A 19,349-nucleotide genomic window follows, 5' to 3' on the forward strand; every position below is an offset into this window, starting at 1 on the left:
GGCGGTTGCCGGCGGCCGGTGGTCCGAGCGTACGCGCGCAGCCCGGATCATGAGACTCCCGTCTCTCTATGTGGACCGCGAGCGGGTGAACTCGCCTCCCGATGCAGGGTGTTGGTGTGCCCCGACTCGGATCGGGGTCGCTACCAGCGGTACCATGTGGACCTGCCGCCACCCGACGACGTGGACCGCAGGAGGAAGCCCAGCAGCCATACGACCAGGACGGCCAGGGCGATCCACCACAGGGCCTTCACGGCGAACCCGGCGCCGAACAGGATGAGTGCGAGCAGAAGAACCAACAGGATCGGAACCATTTCGGTGCACCTCCTGACGCTGCGGGTGCCCCGAAACGCCACTGGTACGCATCCCGGCCGCGCGGCCCCGAGCGGCGGCCCGCCGCATCCGGAGGCAACCCGTACGGCGGACGGCACATCGCGCCCCCGCACGGCCCGGTGAAGAGTGGATCCCATGGCAGCCCTCGACCGGAACGCACTCCTCGACCACTATCGCGCCGCGCTCGCCCTGTTCGGTGGCCATGTGCACGCCGTACGCCCCGAGCAGTGGGACGCGGCGACCCCGTGCACCGATTGGTCCGTCCGGGATCTGGTCAACCATCTCACCGTGGAACAGCTCTGGGTGGGTCCCCTGGTCGCCGAACGGCAGACCATTGCCGAGATCGGCGACGCCTTCGACGGCGACGTCCTCGGGGACGACCCCATGGCGGTGTGGGACTCGGCGGCCCGAGCCGCCCAGGAGGCCTTCGCGGCACCCGGCGGGCTGGAGGGGGCCGTCAACCTGTCCTCAGGTCCCAGCCCGGCCAAGGCCTACTGCGCGCAGATGATCGCGGACGCGGTGGTCCACTCCTGGGACCTCGCGCGGGCCATCGGTGCCGACGAACACCTTCCCGGCACACTCGTCGACTTCACGGCCCGTGAGTTCGGCCCCTACGTCGAGGACCTGGAGAAGACCGGTATGTTCGCGGCCCCCGTCGAACCCCCGCCGGGAGCAGATGCGCAGACCCGGCTGCTCTCGCTCCTCGGCCGACGGGCCGGCGGCTGAACCCCGGCCGGCGGCTGACCGGCGGCTGAACCCCGGCATCGGTGCACCGGCGGGCGAACGGGCGTCCGGCACCGGTCGGTTTGGGGTGCGGAGGCCCGGGCACGCGCAGGGCGTGCAGGACACACAGTCCACCCGAGTCGTTGAGGAAGCTGCGCAGACGATGCGTACCCACGCCCAGACGAAGCACCCGCACGACGACGCCCCCGACACCGGCGACGCGTTCCGCCGGATGCACCACCTCCCCGAGTGCCCCGAACGGGACCGCCTGCGACGGGACATCGTGGAGGCCTGGCTGCCCATGGCGGACCGGCTCGCAGGCCGTTACCGCGACCGCGGGGAAGCGCTGGAGGACCTCCGTCAGGTCGCCGCACTCGGCCTGGTCAAGGCCGTCGACCGATACGACCCGCACCGCGGGGCCTTCGAGAGCTTCGCCGTACCGACCATCACCGGTGAGATCAAACGGCACTTCAGGGACCACCTCTGGACCCTGCACGTGCCGCGCCGGATCCAGGAACTGCGCAACCTCGTCCGGACCGCCCGGCACGATCTCGCCCCCGCCGGAGACCGGCCCGGACACGCCCCCACCCTCGCCGAGATCGCCGAGCGCGCCGGTCTGACCCAGGAGGAGGCGGCGACCGGGCTGGAGGCGCTGCGCGGCATCAACGCCCTCTCCCTCGACGCCGAACCGCCCGACGCCGACGCCGGACACACGCTCGGCGACAGCCTCGGGGCACCCGACCCCGCGCTGGACGTCGTGGTCGACCGGGAATCCGTCAAACCGTGCCTGCGCGGCCTTCCCGAACGCGAGCGCAAGATCATCTACATGAGGTTCTTCGCCGACATGACGCAGCGCCGGATCGCCGACCACCTCGGCATCTCCCAGATGCACGTGTCGCGTCTGATCAGCCGGTCCTGCGGCCGGGTGCGCGCACAGGCGCTCCGTGAGGTGCCGTAGGCCCGGGCGGCGCCCGCACTCGAACGGCGAGAGTCGGCGATCCTCCGTATAAAGAGCTCAGGCGAAGCCCTCGCTGACAGCGGGCGGAGGTGATGACATGCGGCGGGCTGCAGACGAGGGACGCGGTCCCGTCCGGTACGGACCGTCCGCACCCGGTCCCGGACTTCCGGTGCTACCGGAGCTTGCCGCAGTCCTCGCCGACGCCGCAGGCCGCACCGATCCCGAACCGCCGGGTGGCGGCCCGGCCCTGCGCGGGGCCGCCCTGGGCTACTGGCAGCGGCGCGGACTGCACGGCGAACCGGACCGGATCGCCGCCGCCCCCGGCGCCCAGCCACTGCTGCTCGCCCTGCTGGCCGCGTACGGCGGGGACGTGCTCATGCCCCGGCCCTGTCCCGCCTGGTGGACCCCGCAGGCCCGGCTGCTGGGACGCCCCGCTTACCACGTGCCGACCCCGGCGGAGTGCGGCGGCGTACCCGACCCGTACGCCCTGCTGGAGACCGTGCGCAGAGTACGGGCCGAGGGCGGTACCCCCCGCGTGCTGTTGCTCTCCGTGCCCGACGACCCCACCGCCACCGTGGCCCCTCCCGAGGTGGTCCTGGAGGCCTGCGAGGCGGCCGTCTCCGAGGGCATGCACATCATCAGCGACGAGACCTGGCGCGACACCCTGCACCGCCGCCATGTGACCGTCCTGGTGAGCCCCGCCGAGATGTTCCCGGACGACGTCACCGTGCTGACCGACCTGGCCGGCGCGCTCGTCCCACTCGGATGGCCGTGCGCGACGGCCCGTTTCCCCGCCACCGCCGACGCCGCCGCACGCCGCGCACGCGCCCTGGACTTCCTGACCGCCCTGGGCGCCCTCGTCGCCGGACCGGTCGCCGCGGCCGCGGCCCACGCTCTCGGCGAGCCCGCCGGGGTCAGGGAACGCAGAGCGCGGACCGCGGAGCTGCACGCCACCGTCGCCGCCGCTGCACACGAGGCAGTGCTCCGGGCAGGTGCCCTGGCCCTGCCGCCGGAAGCCGGCCGGCATCTCTACGCCGACCTCGCGCCTTTGCGCACCCGGCTCGCCGATCGCGGTGTCACCGACTCGATGGAACTGGAGGAGTATCTCTCGGCGCGACTCGGCGTACCGGCGCCCGGCGGGCACCGGTTCGGCGACGAGCTGGGCGCGCTTCGCGTGCGCATCGCCACCGGGCCGCTGCTCGGCACGACACCCGAACAGCGGCTGGAGTCGCTCACCTCGCCGGAGCCCCTGGAATTGCCGCACGTCTCCGAAGCGTTGACGATTTTCGCGTCCGCCCTGGACGAACTGCGCTGACCGACCGCACACGCCGCACCCGCACATCGCCCTGCCGCCCCGCCGCCGAACGGAGCCCTCCTCGATGACGGAAAAGTCGGACAAGACAGAAGAGCGGGCCTCCACCCGGGCCGTGCCGGGGCGCGCACTGCCCACCCGGAGGATCGGCGAGGCCCGGCTGTGGCCGCGTACCTTCGCGGACCGTCTCACCGCCCCGCTGCCGGGTGTCCGGGCGCTCGCCAGGCTCGCCCGCGAAGGCGCCCTGCGCCCCGGACGCGAAGGCCTGCGGGACATCGCGCAACTGCCCTTCGCCCCCGGTCCGCTGCCGGCCGCGGATCCCGGCACGGTCGCCGTCACCTGGGTGGGGCACGCCAGTTGGGTGCTCGGCATCGGGGGGCTCACCGTGCTGACCGATCCGGTCTGGTCCCGGAAGATCCTCGGCACCCCCGCGAGGATCACCCCCGTGGGCGTCCGCTGGGAGGACCTGCCGCCCGTCGACGCCGTCGTCATCAGCCACAACCACTACGACCACCTGGACGCGCCGACGCTCAGGCGGCTGCCGCGGCACACCCCGCTGTTCGTGCCCGCGGGCCTCGGCGGCTGGTGCCGCCGCCGGGGCTTCCACCACGTCACCGAACTGGACTGGTGGGAGGCCGCCGAACTCGGCGGCGTCGGGTTCGCCTTCGTCCCCGCGCACCACTGGTCCAAGCGCACCCTGCTCGACACCTGCCGCTCGCTCTGGGGCGGCTGGGTCCTCACCGACACCCGGGGACGCAGCATCCACTTCGCCGGGGACACCGGCTACGGCCACTGGTTCACCGAGATCGGCCGCCGCCACCCCGGAATCGACCTCGCCCTGCTGCCCGTCGGCGCGTACGAGCCGCGCTGGTGGCTGCGCGACGTCCACATGGACCCCGAGGAGGCGGTGCGCGCCTGCCAGGACCTGGGGGCCCGCAATATGGCCCCCATGCACTGGGGCACCTTCCTGCTGTCCGCCGAACCCGTCCTCGAACCGCTGACCCGTGTCCGCGCGGCCTGGGCGGCGACCGGCCGCCCGCGCGAGGAGCTGTGGGACCTGCCCGTCGGCGCCTCCCGCGTCCTCGACGAGGACAGGGTCCCGGGGGAGCGGACGCGGCCCGTCTGAAGAACGGCCGGTCCGAAGCCACGTCCTGTCTGAGGATCGGCCCGTCCGTATCCCTGGCCCCTTCGGGGGGTCCATGGCCGGTCCGCACGTGACCGCGGCCTTTTCCGGGGTGTCCACGGCCGGTCCGCAGGCGACCACGCGCCCGCCCCGAACTTACGGCCGCCCGAACTGAGGCCGCCCGAACGTGACGGCCGGCCCATCCGAAGGCGACCCCCTGCGCGCGACCGTCAGCCGCCCGCGCGGCCCGCGCGCCCCTCGCGGGCCCGGCGCCAGACCGCCGGTGCCGCGCCGACGAGCAGGGCGAGCACCACCGCCGCCAGCACGCCCTGCCAGGGCTCCGGGAAGAGGGACCCGCTCAGCAGCCCGATCAGCTGGTAGAGCAGGGCCCAGGCCAGGCACGCCGGGACGTCACCACGGACGAACCGGCGCAGCGGAAGCTCCGCGAGCAGGCAGGCCAGCATGGCCGGGATCCGCCCGGCGGGGATCAGCCGCGACACCACCAGCACTTCGACCTCGTGAGTCACCAGCCGGTGCCGTGCCCGTTCCAGCCGGTCCGGCGCCGCACGTTCGCGCAGCCTCCGGAGCCAGCGCGAGCCGTTCGCCGATCCCACGCCGCGCTGCCCCAGCCAGTACAGGGTGATATCGCCGAGGAAGGCGGCGAGCGCGGCCACCACGAACACCAGCGCCAGGGAGAACGGCGCCGCGTGATGGAGCGCGACCACCGTCGCGGAACTCACCAGCGCCCCCGTCGGAATCACCGGCACCAGCGACCCCAGCGCAACCAGCACGAACAGGGTCGGGTAGCCCACCGCCCGCTGCGTGGTCTCCGGCGGCACCTGCCGCATCCACTCCTGGAGCGCCGCGGCCGTCGCGCTCACCGCGTGACCTCCGGCCGTACGCTCTCGCCGTGCCCGAGCCGGTGCACGGCGACGTCGGGGGCCAGCCGTGCCGCCTTCCGTACGAACTCGTCGCCCGGCGAGTGGAACTCGTGCGGCCGCACGGCGTCCAGCCCGATCGGCCAGTACGTCCCGTAATGCACCGGCACCGCGGCGCGCGGCGAGAGCCTCACGAGCGCCTGTACCGCGCGCTCCGCGTTCAGATGACCGTGACCGAGGTACGGGCCCCAGCCGCCCACCGGCAGCAGCGCGACGTCCACCGGCCCCACCGCGTCCGCCATGCCGTCGAAGAGCCCGGTGTCCCCGGCGAAGTACGTCCGCGCGGCACCGTCGATCACATAACCGAGCGCCGGTGAACGGTGCGGGCCCACCGGCAGCCGCCGGCCGTCGTGCAGCGCGGGCACGGCCCGCACCCGGAGCTCCGCCACCCGCACCTCCTCGCGCGGCCCGACCTCGGCGGTCCGCAGGCCCCGGACCGCCACCAGTCGCCGCAGCCCCGGGACCGCACGCACGGCGCCCTTCGGCACGACCAGCAGTGTCCCCGGCGCGAGCCGGGCCAGCGACGGCAGATGGAGATGGTCCGAGTGCAGGTGCGAGACGAGCACGGCATCGGCCACGGCCGCCTCGGGCCGCGGAGCGGGCCCCCTTCTGCGCCGCAGGTGCGCGAGCCGCGCGGTGAACACCGGATCGGTCAGGACGCGCACGCCCGAGTCCTCGACCGTACAGGTGGCGTGACCCCACCAGGTGATCTCCACCGTCACGACGCCTCCTCGCTCCGGCCGGGCCCATGCCCGGGGGACGCCGGGACCACACCCCTCGTACGAGCGTAAGCGTCCGCGGGTGCCTGCCGGGTGACTCGGGTAACCATGGCGTGAGGGATCGGGAGGGCGGAGCCATGACCGGGATCGCGCGGACGTGCCCACGCTGTGGCGGAGTGCTGGCGGTGAGCCAGGACGGCTGGAAGATCTGCCACGTGTGCGGATACTCCAGTCCGCCATGATGCGCGCCTCCTCCGGGCAGCCCGATCGGAGTAGTGTCGGCGGCACAGGGGCCACGATCAGGGGGGACGGTCATGGGTGACGTACGGGTGGCGGTGATCGCGAGTCTCACTCCGCTCGAGGAACTGGACAGCGATCCGTTCCTGGTGGACACCCGGGGGCAGCAGGCGATGTGCGCCCGCTGGGCCGAGGACAAGGGCTATGTGGTCACCCGTCAGCTGATAGTCCACGGACTGAGGCACGACCACCGCGGGCTGTGGGCGGACGTCGACGCCGGTGAGGTGGACGGGTTCGTGGCGCCCAACGAACGGGTCCTGGAGCGGGCGGTGACCTCCGTCGGCGAGTTCTCGGCGGAATGTGCGCGGCGCGGCGTGCGACTGGAGACCGCGGGCCTCGACGAACCGTGTTACGACGCCGCCATGAAGGCCAGCATCCACCGTCGGCTGTCCATGCCGACGGCCGGCTACGACGGCTGCTAGAGCGGGCTGCTTTCCCAGGTCACCCTGCTTCCGGTTTCCCGGTGGTACTCCCGGATCCGGTCTACCGGGACACGGCCGGGTCCCGTCTACCGGGATACGCCCAGGCCAGGTCCACCAGGACGCGCGGGCCCGGTCCACCGGGACACGCCCGGGTCCCGTCTCCGGGGCCATGCCCGGACAGGCTCCCGGACCGCGCCGACCCACCGGAGCGAGTCGCGGTGTCGGCGTGTCGTCGGCCGGACCCCGACGCGAGCCCACTGTGCCGGTCCCGGGGCGGTCGGGGTCAGTCCCGGGCCCACGACGGCGCCGGGCACCGGGCCCATGCCGATGTCGGGCACCGGGCGCCTGCCGGCGTCGGCCCCCGCCCGTGCACCGCGAGCGATCGGCGGCCCTGTGACACGCTGGAAGGCAGGCCCGCATCCACCGGCGGGCGGCGACACACGAAGCGGCGGCGGGGCGCGCGAGGAGCGCGAGAAACGCGAGGTGGCGGCGTGGACGGCGGACGATGGCGCAGTGCCGGGGGAGCCGTGCTGCGAGTGGTCGTGGTGTGGGCGGTGTCCACCTTGACGATGCTCGCCCTCGCCGCGCTCCTCCCCGACTTCCGGCTCCAGTCGGACGACGGCGACAGCCTCACCGACACCGCCTTCGCCGCGGCCTGGGGCGCCGGCGCGTTCGGTCTGCTGAGCGCTCTCGTCTGGCCTGTGCTCGTCCGCGCGCTGCTGCTCGTACCGGCCCTGGTGCTGGGCCTGTTGGTGTTCTTCCTCAACGGGTCGCTGCTGCTGGTCGCGCTCGACCTGATACCCGACGGCCGCGGCGAGGCGGCGCCCGAGACCGCCGTGCTCGTCGCCGCAGTCATGTCCGCCGTCGCCTCCGCCACCTCCACGGCGCTCGCCGTCCGTGACGACAACGCCTACCGCCGCCGTCTCTCGCGCCTCGCCCACCGGCGCCGACGCGGCCGCGCCGGCGCACCGGACGACGGACCGGCGACCCCCGGCACGGTGTTCCTCCAGCTCGACGGGGTGGGCCACGACGTCCTGCGGAACGCCGTCGGCGCTGGCCTGATGCCGACCGTCGCGCGCTGGCTCGGCCACGGCAGCGCCGACGGACCCACGCACCGCCTCACCCCGTGGCGCACCGAGTGGTCCAGCCAGACCGGCGCAGTCCAGCTGGGCATCCTGCACGGCTCCAGCCATGACGTACCGGCCTTCCGCTGGTACGAGAAGGACACCGGCGCCCTCATGGTCTGCAACCGGCCGGCGAGCGCCGCCGAACTCCAGCGCCGCGCCGCACGGCGTACCGGCGACGGCGGGCTGCTGGTCCACGACGGGGCGAGCCGCGGCAGCCTCTTCAGCGGCGGTGCCGGCCAGCTCGCCCTGGTGCTGTCCGTGTCCGCCCGCCGGGACCGCAGCAACCGTTCCCGGGCCGGATACTTCGCCTACTTCGCCGACCCGGCCAACGCCGTCCGGACCGCGGTGTCCTTCGTCGCGGAGGTCGCACGGGAGGTGGGCCAGTCCACCGCGGCCCGGCTGCGCCGTGACGCACCCCGGGTGCGGCGCGGCGGCCTCTACCCGTTCCTGCGGGCCTTCGCGACGGTCGTCGAGCGGGATGTCGTGGTCGCCGCCGTGATGGGCGACCTGCTCGCGGGCCGCACCGCCGTGTACGCCGACCTCGTGGCGTACGACGAGGTGGCCCACCATTCCGGTCCGCACAGCCGGGACGCCGGGAAGGTCCTGGCGCGCCTGGACCGCTCCCTCGCGCTGATCGCCAAGGCCGCCGCCCACGCGCCGCGCCCGTACCGGATCGTGCTGCTCTCCGACCACGGTCAGAGCCCGGGGGAGCCGTTCGAGAACGCCTACGGACTCCGGCTGAGGGACCTCGTACGGGCTGCCTGCGGACTGCCCGTATCACGGCGGGCCGGGCGCACCGCGAGCGGCGCGGAGGCCCGGGACGCCGTCAAGGTGGCGCTTCACGTCCCGGTCGGCGGGGGCGAGCGGGCGGCGTCCGCGCCGGCGCCTTCCGAACCGGTGGTGCTGGCCTCCGGGAACCTCGGACTGGTGTCCTTCCCGGACGTGCCGGGCCGGATGACCCGTGAGCAGATCGACCGCCGGTACCCCGCCCTGCTGGGGACCCTCGCCAATCACCCGGGCATCGGGTTCCTGCTCGTCCGCAGCGAGCGGCACGGACCCGTCGTGCTCGGTTCCGGCGGCACCGAGCTGCGGCTCGCCGAACTCCGGGACGAGGAGGCGGACGCCCGGGAGCCGTTCGCGCGGTTCGGCCCGGGCGTGGCGGCCACGGTACGCCGCACCGACTCGTTCCCGCACGTCGCGGACATCATGGTGAATTCCTCGTACGATCCGCTGACCGGCGAGGTCCACGCGTTCGAGGCGCAGATCGGCTCCCACGGGGGGCTCGGCGGAGAGCAGTCCCGGCCGTTCCTGCTGTCACCGCTGGAGCTGCCCGAGCCGGCCGAGGACGGCAGGGGACCGGTCGGTGCCGAACGGATGTACGAGCTGTTCCGCGGGTGGCTCGGCGAGCACCGGGGGCCGGAGGGGCCGGAGGGGCCAGAGGGGCCGGAGAGGCCGGAGGGGTCGGAGGAGAATCCGCGGTCGTATCCGGATTCCGGAGGAACTATTCCGGTAATCGGACGTCATCTGCGGGACGAATCCGGCTGATTTGGTAGGCCGGAATCCGTCGCTCACCATGGTCGGGTTTGCCGCACGGAGACGGAAAAGGACGCACCACCCGCATGGCCACGCAGGACAGCACCGCCCCAGACCAGCAGAACAGACACGTCCGGCGCTTCGGACTGCCCGTCGCGACCGCCCTGGTCATGGGCAACATCATCGGCGGCGGCATCTTCCTGCTGCCCGCGTCCGTCGCCCCGTTCGGCACGATCAGCCTCCTCGCCTTCGGGATCCTGACGGTCGGCGCCATCGCGCTCGCCCTGGTCTTCGGCCGGCTCGCGCGGCGGCACCCGGAGACCGGCGGCCCGTATGTGTACGCCCGCGAGGCCTTCGGCGACTTCGCCGGATTCCTTTCCGCATGGTCGTACTGGATCACCGCCTGGGTGTCGAACGCGGCGCTCGCCGTGGCCGCCGTCGGCTACCTCGACGTCCTCGTGCCGGTCGACGGCCACACCGGGACGATGATCGCTGCCGCGCTGGTGATCCAGTGGCTGCCCGCGCTCGCCAACTTCGCCGGCACCCGCTACGTGGGCGCCGTACAGCTCGTCGCGACCGTGCTGAAGTTCGCCCCGCTGCTGCTGGTCGCCGTCGGCGGCCTGTTCTTCTTCGACGCCGACAACCTCGGTCCCTTCCAGGCCGGTGACGGGGGAGCCCTCGGTGCGGTCTCCGCGTCGGCCGCGATCCTGCTCTTCAGCTACCTGGGCGTCGAGTCGGCCGCGGTCAGTGCGGGTGAGGTGGGCGATCCGGCGCGCAACGTCGGCCGCGCCACCGTCCTCGGCACCCTCGGTGCCGCCGTCGTCTACCTGCTCGGCACGCTCGCCGTCTTCGGTACCGTCGCCCACGACGAACTGGTCGGCTCCAGCGCGCCGTTCACCGACGCCGTCAACGCCATGTTCGGCGGCACCTGGGGCGGCACCGCCGTCGCGGTCGCGGCACTGGTCTCGATGACCGGCGCGCTCAACGGCTGGACCCTGCTCAGCGCACAGACGCCCTACGCCGCCGCCAAGGACGGCCTGTTCCCTGCTGTGTTCGCCCACAAGCGGCGCGGCGTGCCCACCGTCGGCGTCGCCGTCACCGTGGTGCTCGCCTCGCTGCTGACCCTCTACAACTACACGGCCGGTCCCGCGGGTGTCTTCGAAGTCCTGGTGCTCGTCACCACGTTCACCGCGACCGTCCCCTACCTGCTGGCCACGGCCGCGCAGCTGTACTTCCTCGCCTCCGGCCGGGCCGACCGGGTCGACCGCGGCCGGCTCGTCCGCGACGCCGTCCTCGCCGCCGTCGCGTTCGGGTTCTCCATGTGGCTCGTCGCGGGCTCCGGGTACGCGGCGGTCTACCAGGGCGTGCTGTTCCTCTTCGCCGGCGTGCCGGTCTACGCGTGGATGGCCGCCCGCAAGAACGCCCGCGCGGCTGCCGCGACGCCGGCCGAGGAACCGGCGGCGGACCGCGAGCCGAAGGCCGGGGACGCCGGCGACGCCGGGGACGCCGTCGAGCCGAAGGCCGGGGAGCCTGCGGACGCCCCCGCACCGAAGGCCGGGGACATCGCGGACACCCCCGAGCCGGCGGCCGTCTGACCCGTCCTCCGCAGGCGCCGGCCGGACCGGTCCCGCGCCTACCCCCGCCGGGCCTGCATTCCTACGGGCCCGCATTCCCACAGGCCCGGCGGGGGCACGCCGTCAGCGTGCCGGGTGCGACACCTGGTCAGCGCGCCGTGTCGGACACGGCCAGGAACGTGCCCCGGCGCTCCCCGCCGTCCGGGCCGCGCCAGCCTGCGGTGACGTGTCCCCGTGCCGCCCCCGTCCCCGTCCCCGTCCCCGTACCCGTCCCGGGTTCGGAGGGCTGCCCCTCCGGCCGGAGGACCCGCGTCACCCTGACCGTCAGGCCCTCCTCCGGCCCGCCCTGCGGCGCCGCTCCCGCCGTGGTCCGCACCAGGACGTCGGTGTTGTCCCGCCCGTCGGCCACGGTCAGCGACGCGACGGCGGTCGGGAACGCCGCTCCGCCGAAGTGGCCGGTGACGGTGGGATCCGGTGTGCCGGTCAGGCTCTGGGCCTGCGGCTCGGCGAGGTTCTGCACCAGGGCGAGCACCTGCGCGACGACCACCGGATCGTGGGTCCCGTCGTACACCCAGCGCCGCCCGAGGACTCCGTGCTCGGACGTGCCGATGAGGGCGGCCCCGTCGGCCCCGTCGAGCGGTGCGCCGCGGTAGCCGAGCGGGATGTGGTAGGAGACCGGCCGGTCGCCCGATCCGTCGGTGACCACCATGAACTCGATGCCCACCTCGCCGTCCGGGTCGTCCAGCCGGAAGCCGCCGGCCTTCGTCAGCTGCGGGTCGCGGCCGGTGTCGACGTACCACGGCTGAGTGGGGAGCCAGGCCGTGAGCAGCTCCAACTTGGTCGGTTCCATGGTGGTGTTGTGGATGAGAGCCATATTCCGTGAACGCCGTCCCGACCCGGGTGGTTCCTGCTTCCCTCCCTTGATCGGTCCGGTCTCATTGCCTGGTCTCGTCCCCGCGTCTCATCCCCGAACCTCCTCCCCGGGTCGCCTTCCCCGGGGTCTTCCCGGGCCTGCCCGGCGCCGCGTCGGCTCAGTCGGCGCCGAGGACCACCGAGCGGCTCAGATGCCGCGGCCGGTCGGGGTCCAGGCCTCGTGCCGCGGCCAGCGCGAGCGCCAGCCTGTGCACCCGTACGAGTTCGGCCAGCGGGTCGAGGGGGGACGCGACCCAGCGGGCGCCGGTGGCGCGGACCTCGTCCGCGAGGCCGGCCGGGGCCGCCCCGAGCATCCAGGTCGCCGTGCCCCGGGTGGCGATGCTGATCGGGCCGTGCCGGTACTCCATCGCCGGATACGACTCGGTCCAGGACAGCGAGGCCTCCTTCACCTTCAGGGCCGCCTCGTGGGCGAGACCCACCGTCCACCCTCGCCCCAGGAAGGTGAACTGGGTGCATTCCGGGAGTCCCTCCGGAAGCGGCTGTGCGAGTGCCGTCTCCGCGTCCCTCACCACCGACGCGTCGTGCAGCCCGAGATGCGCGCGGAGCAGCGTGAGGGCGGTCGTCGCGAACCGGGTCTGCACCACCGACCGCTCGTCGGCGAAGTCCAGCGGCACCAGGTCGTCGGCGAGGTCCGCGACCGGGGTGCCGGGACCCGCGGTGATCACGGTTCTCCGGACCGCTCCGCGCAGTCGGGCCAGCAGTTCCAGCACTTCGGTCGTGGTCCCCGAACGGGTCAGCGCGAGCACCCGGTCGTACCGCCGTCCGTGTGGAAACTCGGACGCGGCGAAGGCGTCCGACTCGCCCTGCCCGGTCCCCTCGCGCAGCGTCGCGTAAGCCTGCGCCATGTGGAGCGAGGTGCCGCAGCCGACGACGGCGATCCTGTCGCCGGTCGCCGGCAGTCCCTCCGGCGCCGACGCGGCCATTGCCGCCGTCCGCCGCCAGCACTCCGGCTGTCCGGCCGTCTCCTCCGCCGCGTAGGTCATGCGCCACCCGTCCCTCCGTGTCCCTGCCGTCCACATGTGCATGCTGCCCTGTCGGCATGCCGCGGGGGCGCCGTTCGGAGCAGGGGGCGCGACCTTCGTGCCGGTTTGCCGGTACGGGTGGGGCGTGAAGGACAACTGAGGCACGGCTTAAGAAAACCTCGATGGACCTGGCGGGCCGCGCCGAGCAAGATTCTTTCCGTATCCCCCTTCGACTCGCCCCGGTACGTCCTGATCCGGCCGACCCGGGCGACCTCACCCGTACAGGAGCCGCTGCCTTATGAAGGCCCTCGTGAAGCAGAAGGCAGAGCCGGGACTCTGGCTGACGGACGTGCCCGAGCCGGAGATCGGCTCCGACGAGGTCCTGATCAAGGTGCTCCGCACCGGGATCTGCGGCACCGACCTGCACATCCGTGCCTGGGACGGCTGGGCCCAGCAGACCATCGGCACGCCGCTCGTCGTCGGCCACGAGTTCGTCGGCGAGGTCGCGGAGATCGGCGCCGGCGTCCAGGACATCGCGGTCGGCGACCTGGTGAGCGGTGAGGGTCACCTGGTCTGCGGCAAGTGCCGCAACTGCCTGGCCGGCCGCCGTCACCTCTGCCGTGCCACCGTCGGTCTCGGCGTCGGCCGGGACGGTGCCTTCGCCGAGTACGTCGCACTGCCCGCGAGCAACGTCTGGGTGCACCGGGTGCCGGTCGACCTCGACATCGCGGCCGTCTTCGACCCCTTCGGCAACGCCGTTCACACCGCGCTGTCCTTCCCCCTCGTCGGTGAGGACGTCCTGATCACCGGCGCCGGCCCCATCGGCCTGATGGCCGCGGCCGTCGCCCGGCACGCCGGCGCCCGCAACGTCGTCATCACCGACGTCAGCGAGCCGCGCCTGGAGCTCGCCCGCAAGATCGGCGTGAGCCTCGCCCTGAACGTCGCGGAGACCGGCATCGCCGAGGGACAGCGCTCTCTCGGACTGCGCGAGGGCTTCGACATCGGCCTGGAGATGTCCGGCCGCCCCGAGGCGATGCGCGACATGATCGCCAACATGACGCACGGCGGCCGCATCGCCATGCTGGGCCTGCCCGCCGACGACTTCGCCGTCGACTGGTCCCGGATCGTCACCTCCATGATCACGATCAAGGGCATCTACGGCCGTGAGATGTTCGAGACCTGGTACGCCATGTCCGTCCTCCTCGAAGGCGGACTCGACCTCGCGCCGGTGATCACCGGCCGCTACTCCCACCAGGACTTCGAAGCCGCCTTCGACGACGCGGCGAGCGGCCGCAGCGGCAAGATCATCCTCGACTGGACCTCCTGAGCCCCGCCGGCGGACCCCCCGCCGGGCAGCCGCGGGTCCCCGCACCCACTCCAGCCAGACACCACCCAGCCATACAGACCGGTCCCGCCGGACACACCGGGGCCGGACCCACCGAGGGAGCTTCCTGTCATGTTCGACTCCGTGCGCGACGACCTGCGCACCACCCTCGACGAGATCCGCGCCGCGGGCCTGCACAAGCCGGAGCGCGTGATCGGCACCCCGCAGAGCGCGACCGTCGCAGTCACCGCCGGCGGCCGCCCCGGCGACGTGCTGAACTTCTGCGCCAACAACTACCTGGGCCTCGCCGACCACCCCGAGGTCATCGCCGCCGGCAAGGAGGCCCTGGACCGCTGGGGCTACGGCATGGCCTCGGTCCGCTTCATCTGCGGGACGCAGGAGGTCCACAAGGAGCTGGAGGCCCGCATCTCCGCGTTCCTCGGCCAGGAGGACACGATCCTCTACTCCTCCTGCTTCGACGCCAACGGCGGAGTCTTCGAGACCCTCCTCGGCGAGGAGGACGCGGTCATCTCCGACGCCCTCAACCACGCGAGCATCATCGACGGCATCCGCCTCTCCAAGGCCCGCCGCTACCGGTACGCCAACCGTGACCTCGGGGAGCTGGAGGCCAGGCTCAAGGAGGCCTCCGACGCGCGGCGCCGGCTCATCGTCACCGACGGCGTGTTCTCCATGGACGGCTACGTCGCGCCGCTCGCCGAGATCTGCGACCTCGCCGACCGCTACGACGCCATGGTGATGGTCGACGACTCGCACGCCGTCGGCTTCGTCGGCCCCGGCGGCCGCGGCACCCCGGAACTGCACGGGGTGATGGACCGCGTCGACATCATCACCGGCACCCTCGGCAAGGCCCTCGGCGGCGCCTCCGGCGGCTATGTCGCGGCCCGCGCCGAGATCGTCGCCCTGCTGCGCCAGCGCTCCCGCCCGTACCTGTTCTCCAACTCCCTCGCCCCGGTGATCGCGGCCGCCTCCCTCAAGGTCCTCGACCTGCTGGAGGGCGCCGGCGACCTGCGCGAGCGGCTCAACGCCAACACCGCGCTGTTCCGCTCCCGCATGACCGAGGAAGGCTTCGACGTCCTCCCGGGCGACCACGCCATCGCCCCAGTCATGATCGGCGACGCGTCGGAGGCGGCCCGCATGGCCGAGCTGCTGCTGGAGCGCGGGGTGTACGTGATCGGCTTCTCGTACCCCGTCGTGCCGCAGGACCAGGCGCGGATCCGGGTGCAGCTGTCCGCCGCCCACTCCACGGAGGACGTCAACCGCGCGGTCGACGCATTTGTGGACGCCCGGGCGGCCTTGGCAGGATGACCGTGTGATTGATGCGCGGCGACTGCACATCTTCCGTGCTGTGGCGGACCACCGCACGGTCACTGCCGCGGCCGCCGCGCTCTATCTCACCCCTTCCGCCGTGTCCCAGCAGCTCGCCGCCCTGGAACAGGAAACCGGTCACCAGCTGCTGGAACGCAGTGCCCGCGGGATGCGCCTCACCCCGGTGGGGGAGATCCTGCTGAGCCACGCCAACACCGTGCTAGCCCAGCTCGACCGCGCCGAGGCGGAACTGGCCGCCTACCGCTCCGGCGCCGCCGGCCAGGTCACCGTGGCCTCCTTCGCGACCGGCATCGGCCTGGTGGTCGCACCGGCCATCGTCGAGCTGGCCTCCAGCGCGCAAGGCATCCGCGTCCGCGTCCGGGACGCCGAGGGCGACGAGAGCCTGCCCCTGGTCCTCGACGGCCGCGTCGACCTGGCCGTCGCCGTCGACTACCGCGGCGCGCCCCGGGAGGACGACCAGCGGATCACCCGCGTCCCGCTGTACGCCGAGCCGTTCGACGCCGTCCTGCCCGTCGGACACCCGCTCGCCGACACCGGACGGATCACCGTCGCGGATCTGGCGAAGGACCCCTGGATCGGGCCGTACCCCAACAACCCCTGCTACGACGTGGTCGTGCTGGCCTGCGAGAACGCCGGCTTCCAGCCCGCCATGGAGCACTCCTCGGACGACTTCCGCGCCGTCGTCGCCCTCGCCGGCGCCGGCGCCGGAGTGGCACTCGTGCCCCGCTCGGCGCTGCGCGGCATGGACCTGACCGATGTGGTCGTCCGCCGTCTCGACGGCAGCACCCCCACCCGCCGCGTCTTCGCCGCGGTGCGCCGCGGCTCCGAGGAGCATCCGCTGCTCCGCCCGGTGCTGGACGCGCTGGGCGCGGCGGCGACGCGGGTCCAGCACGACTAGGGGGTAGCCGGTGGATCAGGGTCGGATGGTTCGCCCACTTCATCCCGGTCCCCGACGACTTCGCACGGCAGATGAACAGCCCGGCCGCCCGGCAGATGCTCTGGCGGCAACGACCCCGCAATCGGCGGGACGGGGATCGCACCGGAACGTACGGAGTCCCTGCAGAAACCGGCGGAGGCCGGCAACTGGCCGCGGCTCGTTCCCGCGCAGCATCCGCTCGATGCCCTCGCGCAGCGACCCCAGCGCGGGATCGTCGAGGAGGGCTCCGTGTAGCGCGGCGCGTGTCCGGCGGACAGCAGCAGGGCGCTTCGTTCCCGTACCGGGACGTCGAGGTGCTCGGCCGGCCGCAGCACCATGTCCTCGCTCGGCCTGGCCCGGCCCGTCTCGATGAAGCTGATGTGCCGGGCCGAGGAATCCGCCCGTAGAGCCAGTTCCAGCCGGCTGAGCCGGCGCTGTTCCCGCCAGCTTCGCAGCAGCGGGCCCACACCTGTGCCGAGCACGACAGTTGACATGAGAGAGGCCGGTAATACATCAAGGATGTCGTCACAGCGCTCCGCTGTGACGGGGGCGATGCCACCCTACGCAGCAGCGCTACGTAGGGTGGGCCCTGTCGGCTGGCCGTTGGGGAACGGCGATCCGGCGCCCTGTGCACTTCTTGGGGGGTTGTAATGCCGCAATTGGCGATGGGGTGTGTCGTCATGCCCGGTTCGGTGGTGGTCCGTGGGTAAGAGACGCAGGTCCGAGCCGCTTCAGAAGCGGAGCGTCGGCACCGGGACGCGGCGCCGCGGCCGGGAACCCCGTCCCGGCCTGCGGTCCTGGCCGCCCCTCCAGCGTTTCCTGGAGAAGGCCGGTCCAGTCCTCCGGCGTATGCGGCCCGTCTATCCGCGCCCCGACCGCCAGGGCTACCGCCGCTGGATTCCCTCGCCGCGCCAGCTGGCAGGGGCGTTCCTGGCCGCCTTCGGGCTGCTCACCTTCGGGATCGGGATCGCGTACGCGATGACGGACATCCCCGAGGACCCGAACTCGTTCGCCACCCAGCAGGACAATGTCTACTACTGGGCCGACGGCTCGAAAATGGCCAGAACCGGATGGGTCAGCCGGCAGGAGATGCCGGTGGAGAAGGTCCCCGCGGATGTGCGGTGGGCCGTACTGGCCGCGGAGAACGCGAGCTTCTACTCGGACCCCGGCATCTCGCCCTCGGGCATCCTGCGCGCCGTGTCGCGCATGGTCAGCGGCGGTGACACCCAGGGCGGGTCCACCATCACCCAGCAGTACGTCAAGAACGCCTATCTGAACCAGGAGCAGACGCTCTCCCGGAAGTTCACCGAAATGCTGCTCGCCATCAAGATGGACAACGAGTTCAGCAAGGACGAGATCCTGGAGGGATATCTCAACACCAGCTGGTTCGGCCGCGGCACCTACGGAATCCAGCGGGCCGCCCAGGCGTATTACGGCAAGGAGGCGTCGCAGCTGACGGCGAGCGAAGGCGCGTTTCTCGCCTCGCTGCTGAAGGGCGCCGCCCTCTACGATCCGGCACTCGGCCCCGAGAACCGGAAGCGGGCCGAGGAACGCTGGGCCTGGACCCTGGACCGCATGGTCGAGATCGGCGAGTTGTCGCCGGCGAAGCGCGCCACGTACGAGACGTTCCCCGAGCCCAAGGAAACGCCGCAGCAGACCGATCTGAGCGGCCAGCGGGGATATCTGGTGGAACTCGCCAAGTCCTACATCACGCGTTCCGGAAAGGTCAGCGAAGCCGAATTCGACCTCGGTGGATACCAGATCTACACGACGTTCGACAAGGTGAAGGTCACGGGGCTGGAAAAGGCCGTCCTGAAGGCGCGGGAAGGGCTCGACCCGAAACGCGAAACGGACCGGTTCGTCAGAACGGGCGCCGCGACCATATCCACCGACGGCCGGATCCTCGCGTTCTACGGAGGCCCCGACTACCTCAAGCAGGGTTTCAACGAATCCAATGCCGTGACCGTCCCGGCCGGTTCCGCGTTCGCCCCGTTCGTGTACGCCTCCGCGCTCGCCGACGGAGTTCTGCGGGAACGTGACGCACCCCGCCTGAAGGTGACCGGCTCCACCACCTACAACGGTCAGCACAACGCCTCCGTGATGACGCCCGAGGGCCCCTACTGGGACCGCAATGGCAAGGTGGTCAAGGGCAAGAACGACGGCGAGAAGTCGTGGGGCACCAGCATCACCCTGCGCCAGGCGATGGTGAACTCGGTGAACACGCCGTTCCTGCAGCTCGGCATGGACGTCGGCCTGGACCGGGTGCGCCGCACCGCCGTGAACGCCGGGATGCTGGAGTCCAGCATGGGGCAGCTGGTGCCCGGGTTCTCGCTCGGCAACTCCACGCCCAGCGCCATCCGCATGGCCTCCGCCTACGGCACGTTCGCCGCGAAGGGCATGCACACCGAGCCGTACTCTGTCGTACGGGTCACCCGCAACGGCGACGATCTGCGTCTGCCGGAGCCCGCCGCCCGGCGCGCACTGCGCACCGATGTGTCGGGCAAGGTCACCGACGCGCTCCGGGGCGTGATCCAGGAGGGCACGGGCCGCGAGGCCCGGATCCCCGGCGTGCAGCTGGCCGGCAAGACAGGGACGACGGAGGACAACAAGGCGGCGTGGTTCGTCGGGTACACCGAGGAGGAGTCGACGGCCGTGGTGCTGTACCGGATGGACCTGCGCAAGCTGGACCTGCTGCCGATCCAGGGGGTGGCCGGCTCGCGGGCGAGGACCCAGGGCAGTCCGATCCCCGTGGACATCTGGCAGGACTACATGAAGGCGGCGGCACGCCCGTGAGGCGCGCCGCCGCCCGGC

General features: G+C 72.6%; 16 protein-coding genes and 1 pseudogene. 11 read left to right on the forward strand and 6 right to left on the reverse strand.

Annotated features, from left to right (window positions below; genetic code table 11):
- Positions 1-140: 140 nt before the first annotated feature.
- Positions 141-311, reverse strand: a complete 171-nt coding sequence (locus ACZ4Z5_RS21070) for a hydrophobic protein (protein ID WP_468264906.1) — start codon at positions 309-311, stop codon at positions 141-143.
- Between the two features lie 154 nt (positions 312-465).
- Here ACZ4Z5_RS21070 and ACZ4Z5_RS21075 point away from each other — a divergent pair, with 154 nt between their 5' ends.
- The 4 genes from ACZ4Z5_RS21075 to ACZ4Z5_RS21090 all read left to right on the forward strand — a co-directional run bounded on the left by ACZ4Z5_RS21075 (position 466) and on the right by ACZ4Z5_RS21090 (position 4,449).
- Positions 466-1,056, forward strand: coding sequence for a TIGR03086 family metal-binding protein (locus tag ACZ4Z5_RS21075; RefSeq protein ID WP_468264908.1), 591 nt, complete (start codon positions 466-468; stop codon positions 1,054-1,056).
- A 160-nt stretch (positions 1,057-1,216) separates the two neighbouring features.
- Entirely contained in the window at positions 1,217-2,011 is a 795-nt protein-coding gene (locus ACZ4Z5_RS21080; protein WP_468264910.1) for a SigB/SigF/SigG family RNA polymerase sigma factor, read from the forward strand.
- Positions 2,012-2,108: 97 nt separating this feature from the next.
- Positions 2,109-3,326, forward strand: a complete 1,218-nt coding sequence (locus ACZ4Z5_RS21085) for an aminotransferase class I/II-fold pyridoxal phosphate-dependent enzyme (protein ID WP_468264912.1) — start codon at positions 2,109-2,111, stop codon at positions 3,324-3,326.
- 64 nt (positions 3,327-3,390) lie between these two features.
- The gene (locus tag ACZ4Z5_RS21090; RefSeq protein ID WP_468264914.1) at positions 3,391-4,449 is read left to right on the forward strand and encodes an MBL fold metallo-hydrolase; all 1,059 of its coding nucleotides are present in this window, start codon (positions 3,391-3,393) and stop codon (positions 4,447-4,449) included.
- A gap of 227 nt (positions 4,450-4,676) precedes the next feature.
- Here ACZ4Z5_RS21090 and ACZ4Z5_RS21095 read toward each other — a convergent pair whose 3' ends face one another.
- Together ACZ4Z5_RS21095 and ACZ4Z5_RS21100 are read right to left on the reverse strand one after the other, a co-directional pair.
- Positions 4,677-5,294, reverse strand: coding sequence for a DedA family protein (locus ACZ4Z5_RS21095; protein WP_468265046.1), 618 nt, complete (start codon positions 5,292-5,294; stop codon positions 4,677-4,679).
- 29 nt (positions 5,295-5,323) lie between these two features.
- Positions 5,324-6,106, reverse strand: a complete 783-nt coding sequence (locus ACZ4Z5_RS21100; RefSeq protein WP_468264916.1) for an MBL fold metallo-hydrolase — start codon at positions 6,104-6,106, stop codon at positions 5,324-5,326.
- A gap of 311 nt (positions 6,107-6,417) precedes the next feature.
- Between ACZ4Z5_RS21100 and ACZ4Z5_RS21105 the strand changes: the two genes are divergently transcribed.
- The 3 genes from ACZ4Z5_RS21105 (at position 6,418) to ACZ4Z5_RS21115 (ending at position 11,077) form a co-directional block, all read left to right on the forward strand.
- Complete coding sequence (locus ACZ4Z5_RS21105) at positions 6,418-6,822, forward strand: hypothetical protein (RefSeq protein ID WP_468264918.1); 405 nt, start codon at positions 6,418-6,420, stop codon at positions 6,820-6,822.
- Positions 6,823-7,313: 491 nt separating this feature from the next.
- Positions 7,314-9,494 carry a phage holin family protein gene (locus ACZ4Z5_RS21110; RefSeq protein WP_468264920.1) on the forward strand — a complete coding sequence of 727 codons (2,181 nt, stop codon included), beginning with the start codon at positions 7,314-7,316 and terminating at the stop codon, positions 9,492-9,494.
- A gap of 74 nt (positions 9,495-9,568) precedes the next feature.
- The gene (locus tag ACZ4Z5_RS21115) at positions 9,569-11,077 is read left to right on the forward strand and encodes an amino acid permease (RefSeq protein WP_468264922.1); all 1,509 of its coding nucleotides are present in this window, start codon (positions 9,569-9,571) and stop codon (positions 11,075-11,077) included.
- A gap of 127 nt (positions 11,078-11,204) precedes the next feature.
- Here the strand turns inward: ACZ4Z5_RS21115 and ACZ4Z5_RS21120 are convergent, their stop codons facing one another.
- Positions 11,205-11,930, reverse strand: coding sequence for a maltokinase N-terminal cap-like domain-containing protein (locus ACZ4Z5_RS21120; RefSeq protein WP_468264924.1), 726 nt, complete (start codon positions 11,928-11,930; stop codon positions 11,205-11,207).
- Positions 11,931-12,087: 157 nt separating this feature from the next.
- Complete coding sequence (locus ACZ4Z5_RS21125; RefSeq protein ID WP_468264926.1) at positions 12,088-12,972, reverse strand: SIS domain-containing protein; 885 nt, start codon at positions 12,970-12,972, stop codon at positions 12,088-12,090.
- A 277-nt stretch (positions 12,973-13,249) separates the two neighbouring features.
- Here ACZ4Z5_RS21125 and tdh point away from each other — a divergent pair, with 277 nt between their 5' ends.
- The 3 genes from tdh (at position 13,250) to ACZ4Z5_RS21140 (ending at position 16,520) form a co-directional block, all read left to right on the forward strand.
- Positions 13,250-14,278 (forward strand): L-threonine 3-dehydrogenase, encoded by a 1,029-nt coding sequence (gene tdh, locus ACZ4Z5_RS21130; protein WP_468264928.1) that lies wholly within the window; start codon positions 13,250-13,252, stop codon positions 14,276-14,278.
- Positions 14,279-14,407: 129 nt separating this feature from the next.
- Entirely contained in the window at positions 14,408-15,601 is a 1,194-nt protein-coding gene (locus ACZ4Z5_RS21135; protein ID WP_468264930.1) for a glycine C-acetyltransferase, read from the forward strand.
- 4 nt (positions 15,602-15,605) lie between these two features.
- Positions 15,606-16,520 carry a LysR family transcriptional regulator gene (locus ACZ4Z5_RS21140; RefSeq protein WP_468264932.1) on the forward strand — a complete coding sequence of 305 codons (915 nt, stop codon included), beginning with the start codon at positions 15,606-15,608 and terminating at the stop codon, positions 16,518-16,520.
- A gap of 186 nt (positions 16,521-16,706) precedes the next feature.
- Here ACZ4Z5_RS21140 and ACZ4Z5_RS21145 read toward each other — a convergent pair.
- Positions 16,707-17,032: pseudogene (locus tag ACZ4Z5_RS21145) on the reverse strand (helix-turn-helix domain-containing protein); the annotation flags it as partial.
- 355 nt (positions 17,033-17,387) lie between these two features.
- On the opposite strand from ACZ4Z5_RS21145, the gene ACZ4Z5_RS21150 reads away from it, so the two are divergent.
- Positions 17,388-19,331 (forward strand): transglycosylase domain-containing protein, encoded by a 1,944-nt coding sequence (locus tag ACZ4Z5_RS21150; RefSeq protein WP_468264934.1) that lies wholly within the window; start codon positions 17,388-17,390, stop codon positions 19,329-19,331.
- Positions 19,332-19,349 lie beyond the last annotated feature (18 nt).

It is taken from the genome of Streptomyces sp. NPDC030222, assembly GCF_055573115.1.

What these genes read in the sequence shown, in the direction of transcription:
- ACZ4Z5_RS21150 (WP_468264934.1), top strand. Translation starts at nt 17,388, where the DNA reads ATGCGGCCCGTCTATCCGCGCCCCGACCGCCAGGGCTACCGCCGCTGG.
- ACZ4Z5_RS21125 (WP_468264926.1), bottom strand. Translation starts at nt 12,972, where the DNA reads ATGACCTACGCGGCGGAGGAGACGGCCGGACAGCCGGAGTGCTGGCGG.
- ACZ4Z5_RS21095 (WP_468265046.1), bottom strand. Translation starts at nt 5,294, where the DNA reads ATGCGGCAGGTGCCGCCGGAGACCACGCAGCGGGCGGTGGGCTACCCG.
- ACZ4Z5_RS21080 (WP_468264910.1), top strand. Translation starts at nt 1,217, where the DNA reads ATGCGTACCCACGCCCAGACGAAGCACCCGCACGACGACGCCCCCGAC.
- ACZ4Z5_RS21070 (WP_468264906.1), bottom strand. Translation starts at nt 311, where the DNA reads ATGGTTCCGATCCTGTTGGTTCTTCTGCTCGCACTCATCCTGTTCGGC.
- ACZ4Z5_RS21105 (WP_468264918.1), top strand. Translation starts at nt 6,418, where the DNA reads ATGGGTGACGTACGGGTGGCGGTGATCGCGAGTCTCACTCCGCTCGAG.
- ACZ4Z5_RS21115 (WP_468264922.1), top strand. Translation starts at nt 9,569, where the DNA reads ATGGCCACGCAGGACAGCACCGCCCCAGACCAGCAGAACAGACACGTC.
- ACZ4Z5_RS21075 (WP_468264908.1), top strand. Translation starts at nt 466, where the DNA reads ATGGCAGCCCTCGACCGGAACGCACTCCTCGACCACTATCGCGCCGCG.
- ACZ4Z5_RS21120 (WP_468264924.1), bottom strand. Translation starts at nt 11,930, where the DNA reads ATGGCTCTCATCCACAACACCACCATGGAACCGACCAAGTTGGAGCTG.
- tdh (WP_468264928.1), top strand. Translation starts at nt 13,250, where the DNA reads ATGAAGGCCCTCGTGAAGCAGAAGGCAGAGCCGGGACTCTGGCTGACG.
- ACZ4Z5_RS21090 (WP_468264914.1), top strand. Translation starts at nt 3,391, where the DNA reads ATGACGGAAAAGTCGGACAAGACAGAAGAGCGGGCCTCCACCCGGGCC.
- ACZ4Z5_RS21135 (WP_468264930.1), top strand. Translation starts at nt 14,408, where the DNA reads ATGTTCGACTCCGTGCGCGACGACCTGCGCACCACCCTCGACGAGATC.
- ACZ4Z5_RS21085 (WP_468264912.1), top strand. Translation starts at nt 2,109, where the DNA reads ATGCGGCGGGCTGCAGACGAGGGACGCGGTCCCGTCCGGTACGGACCG.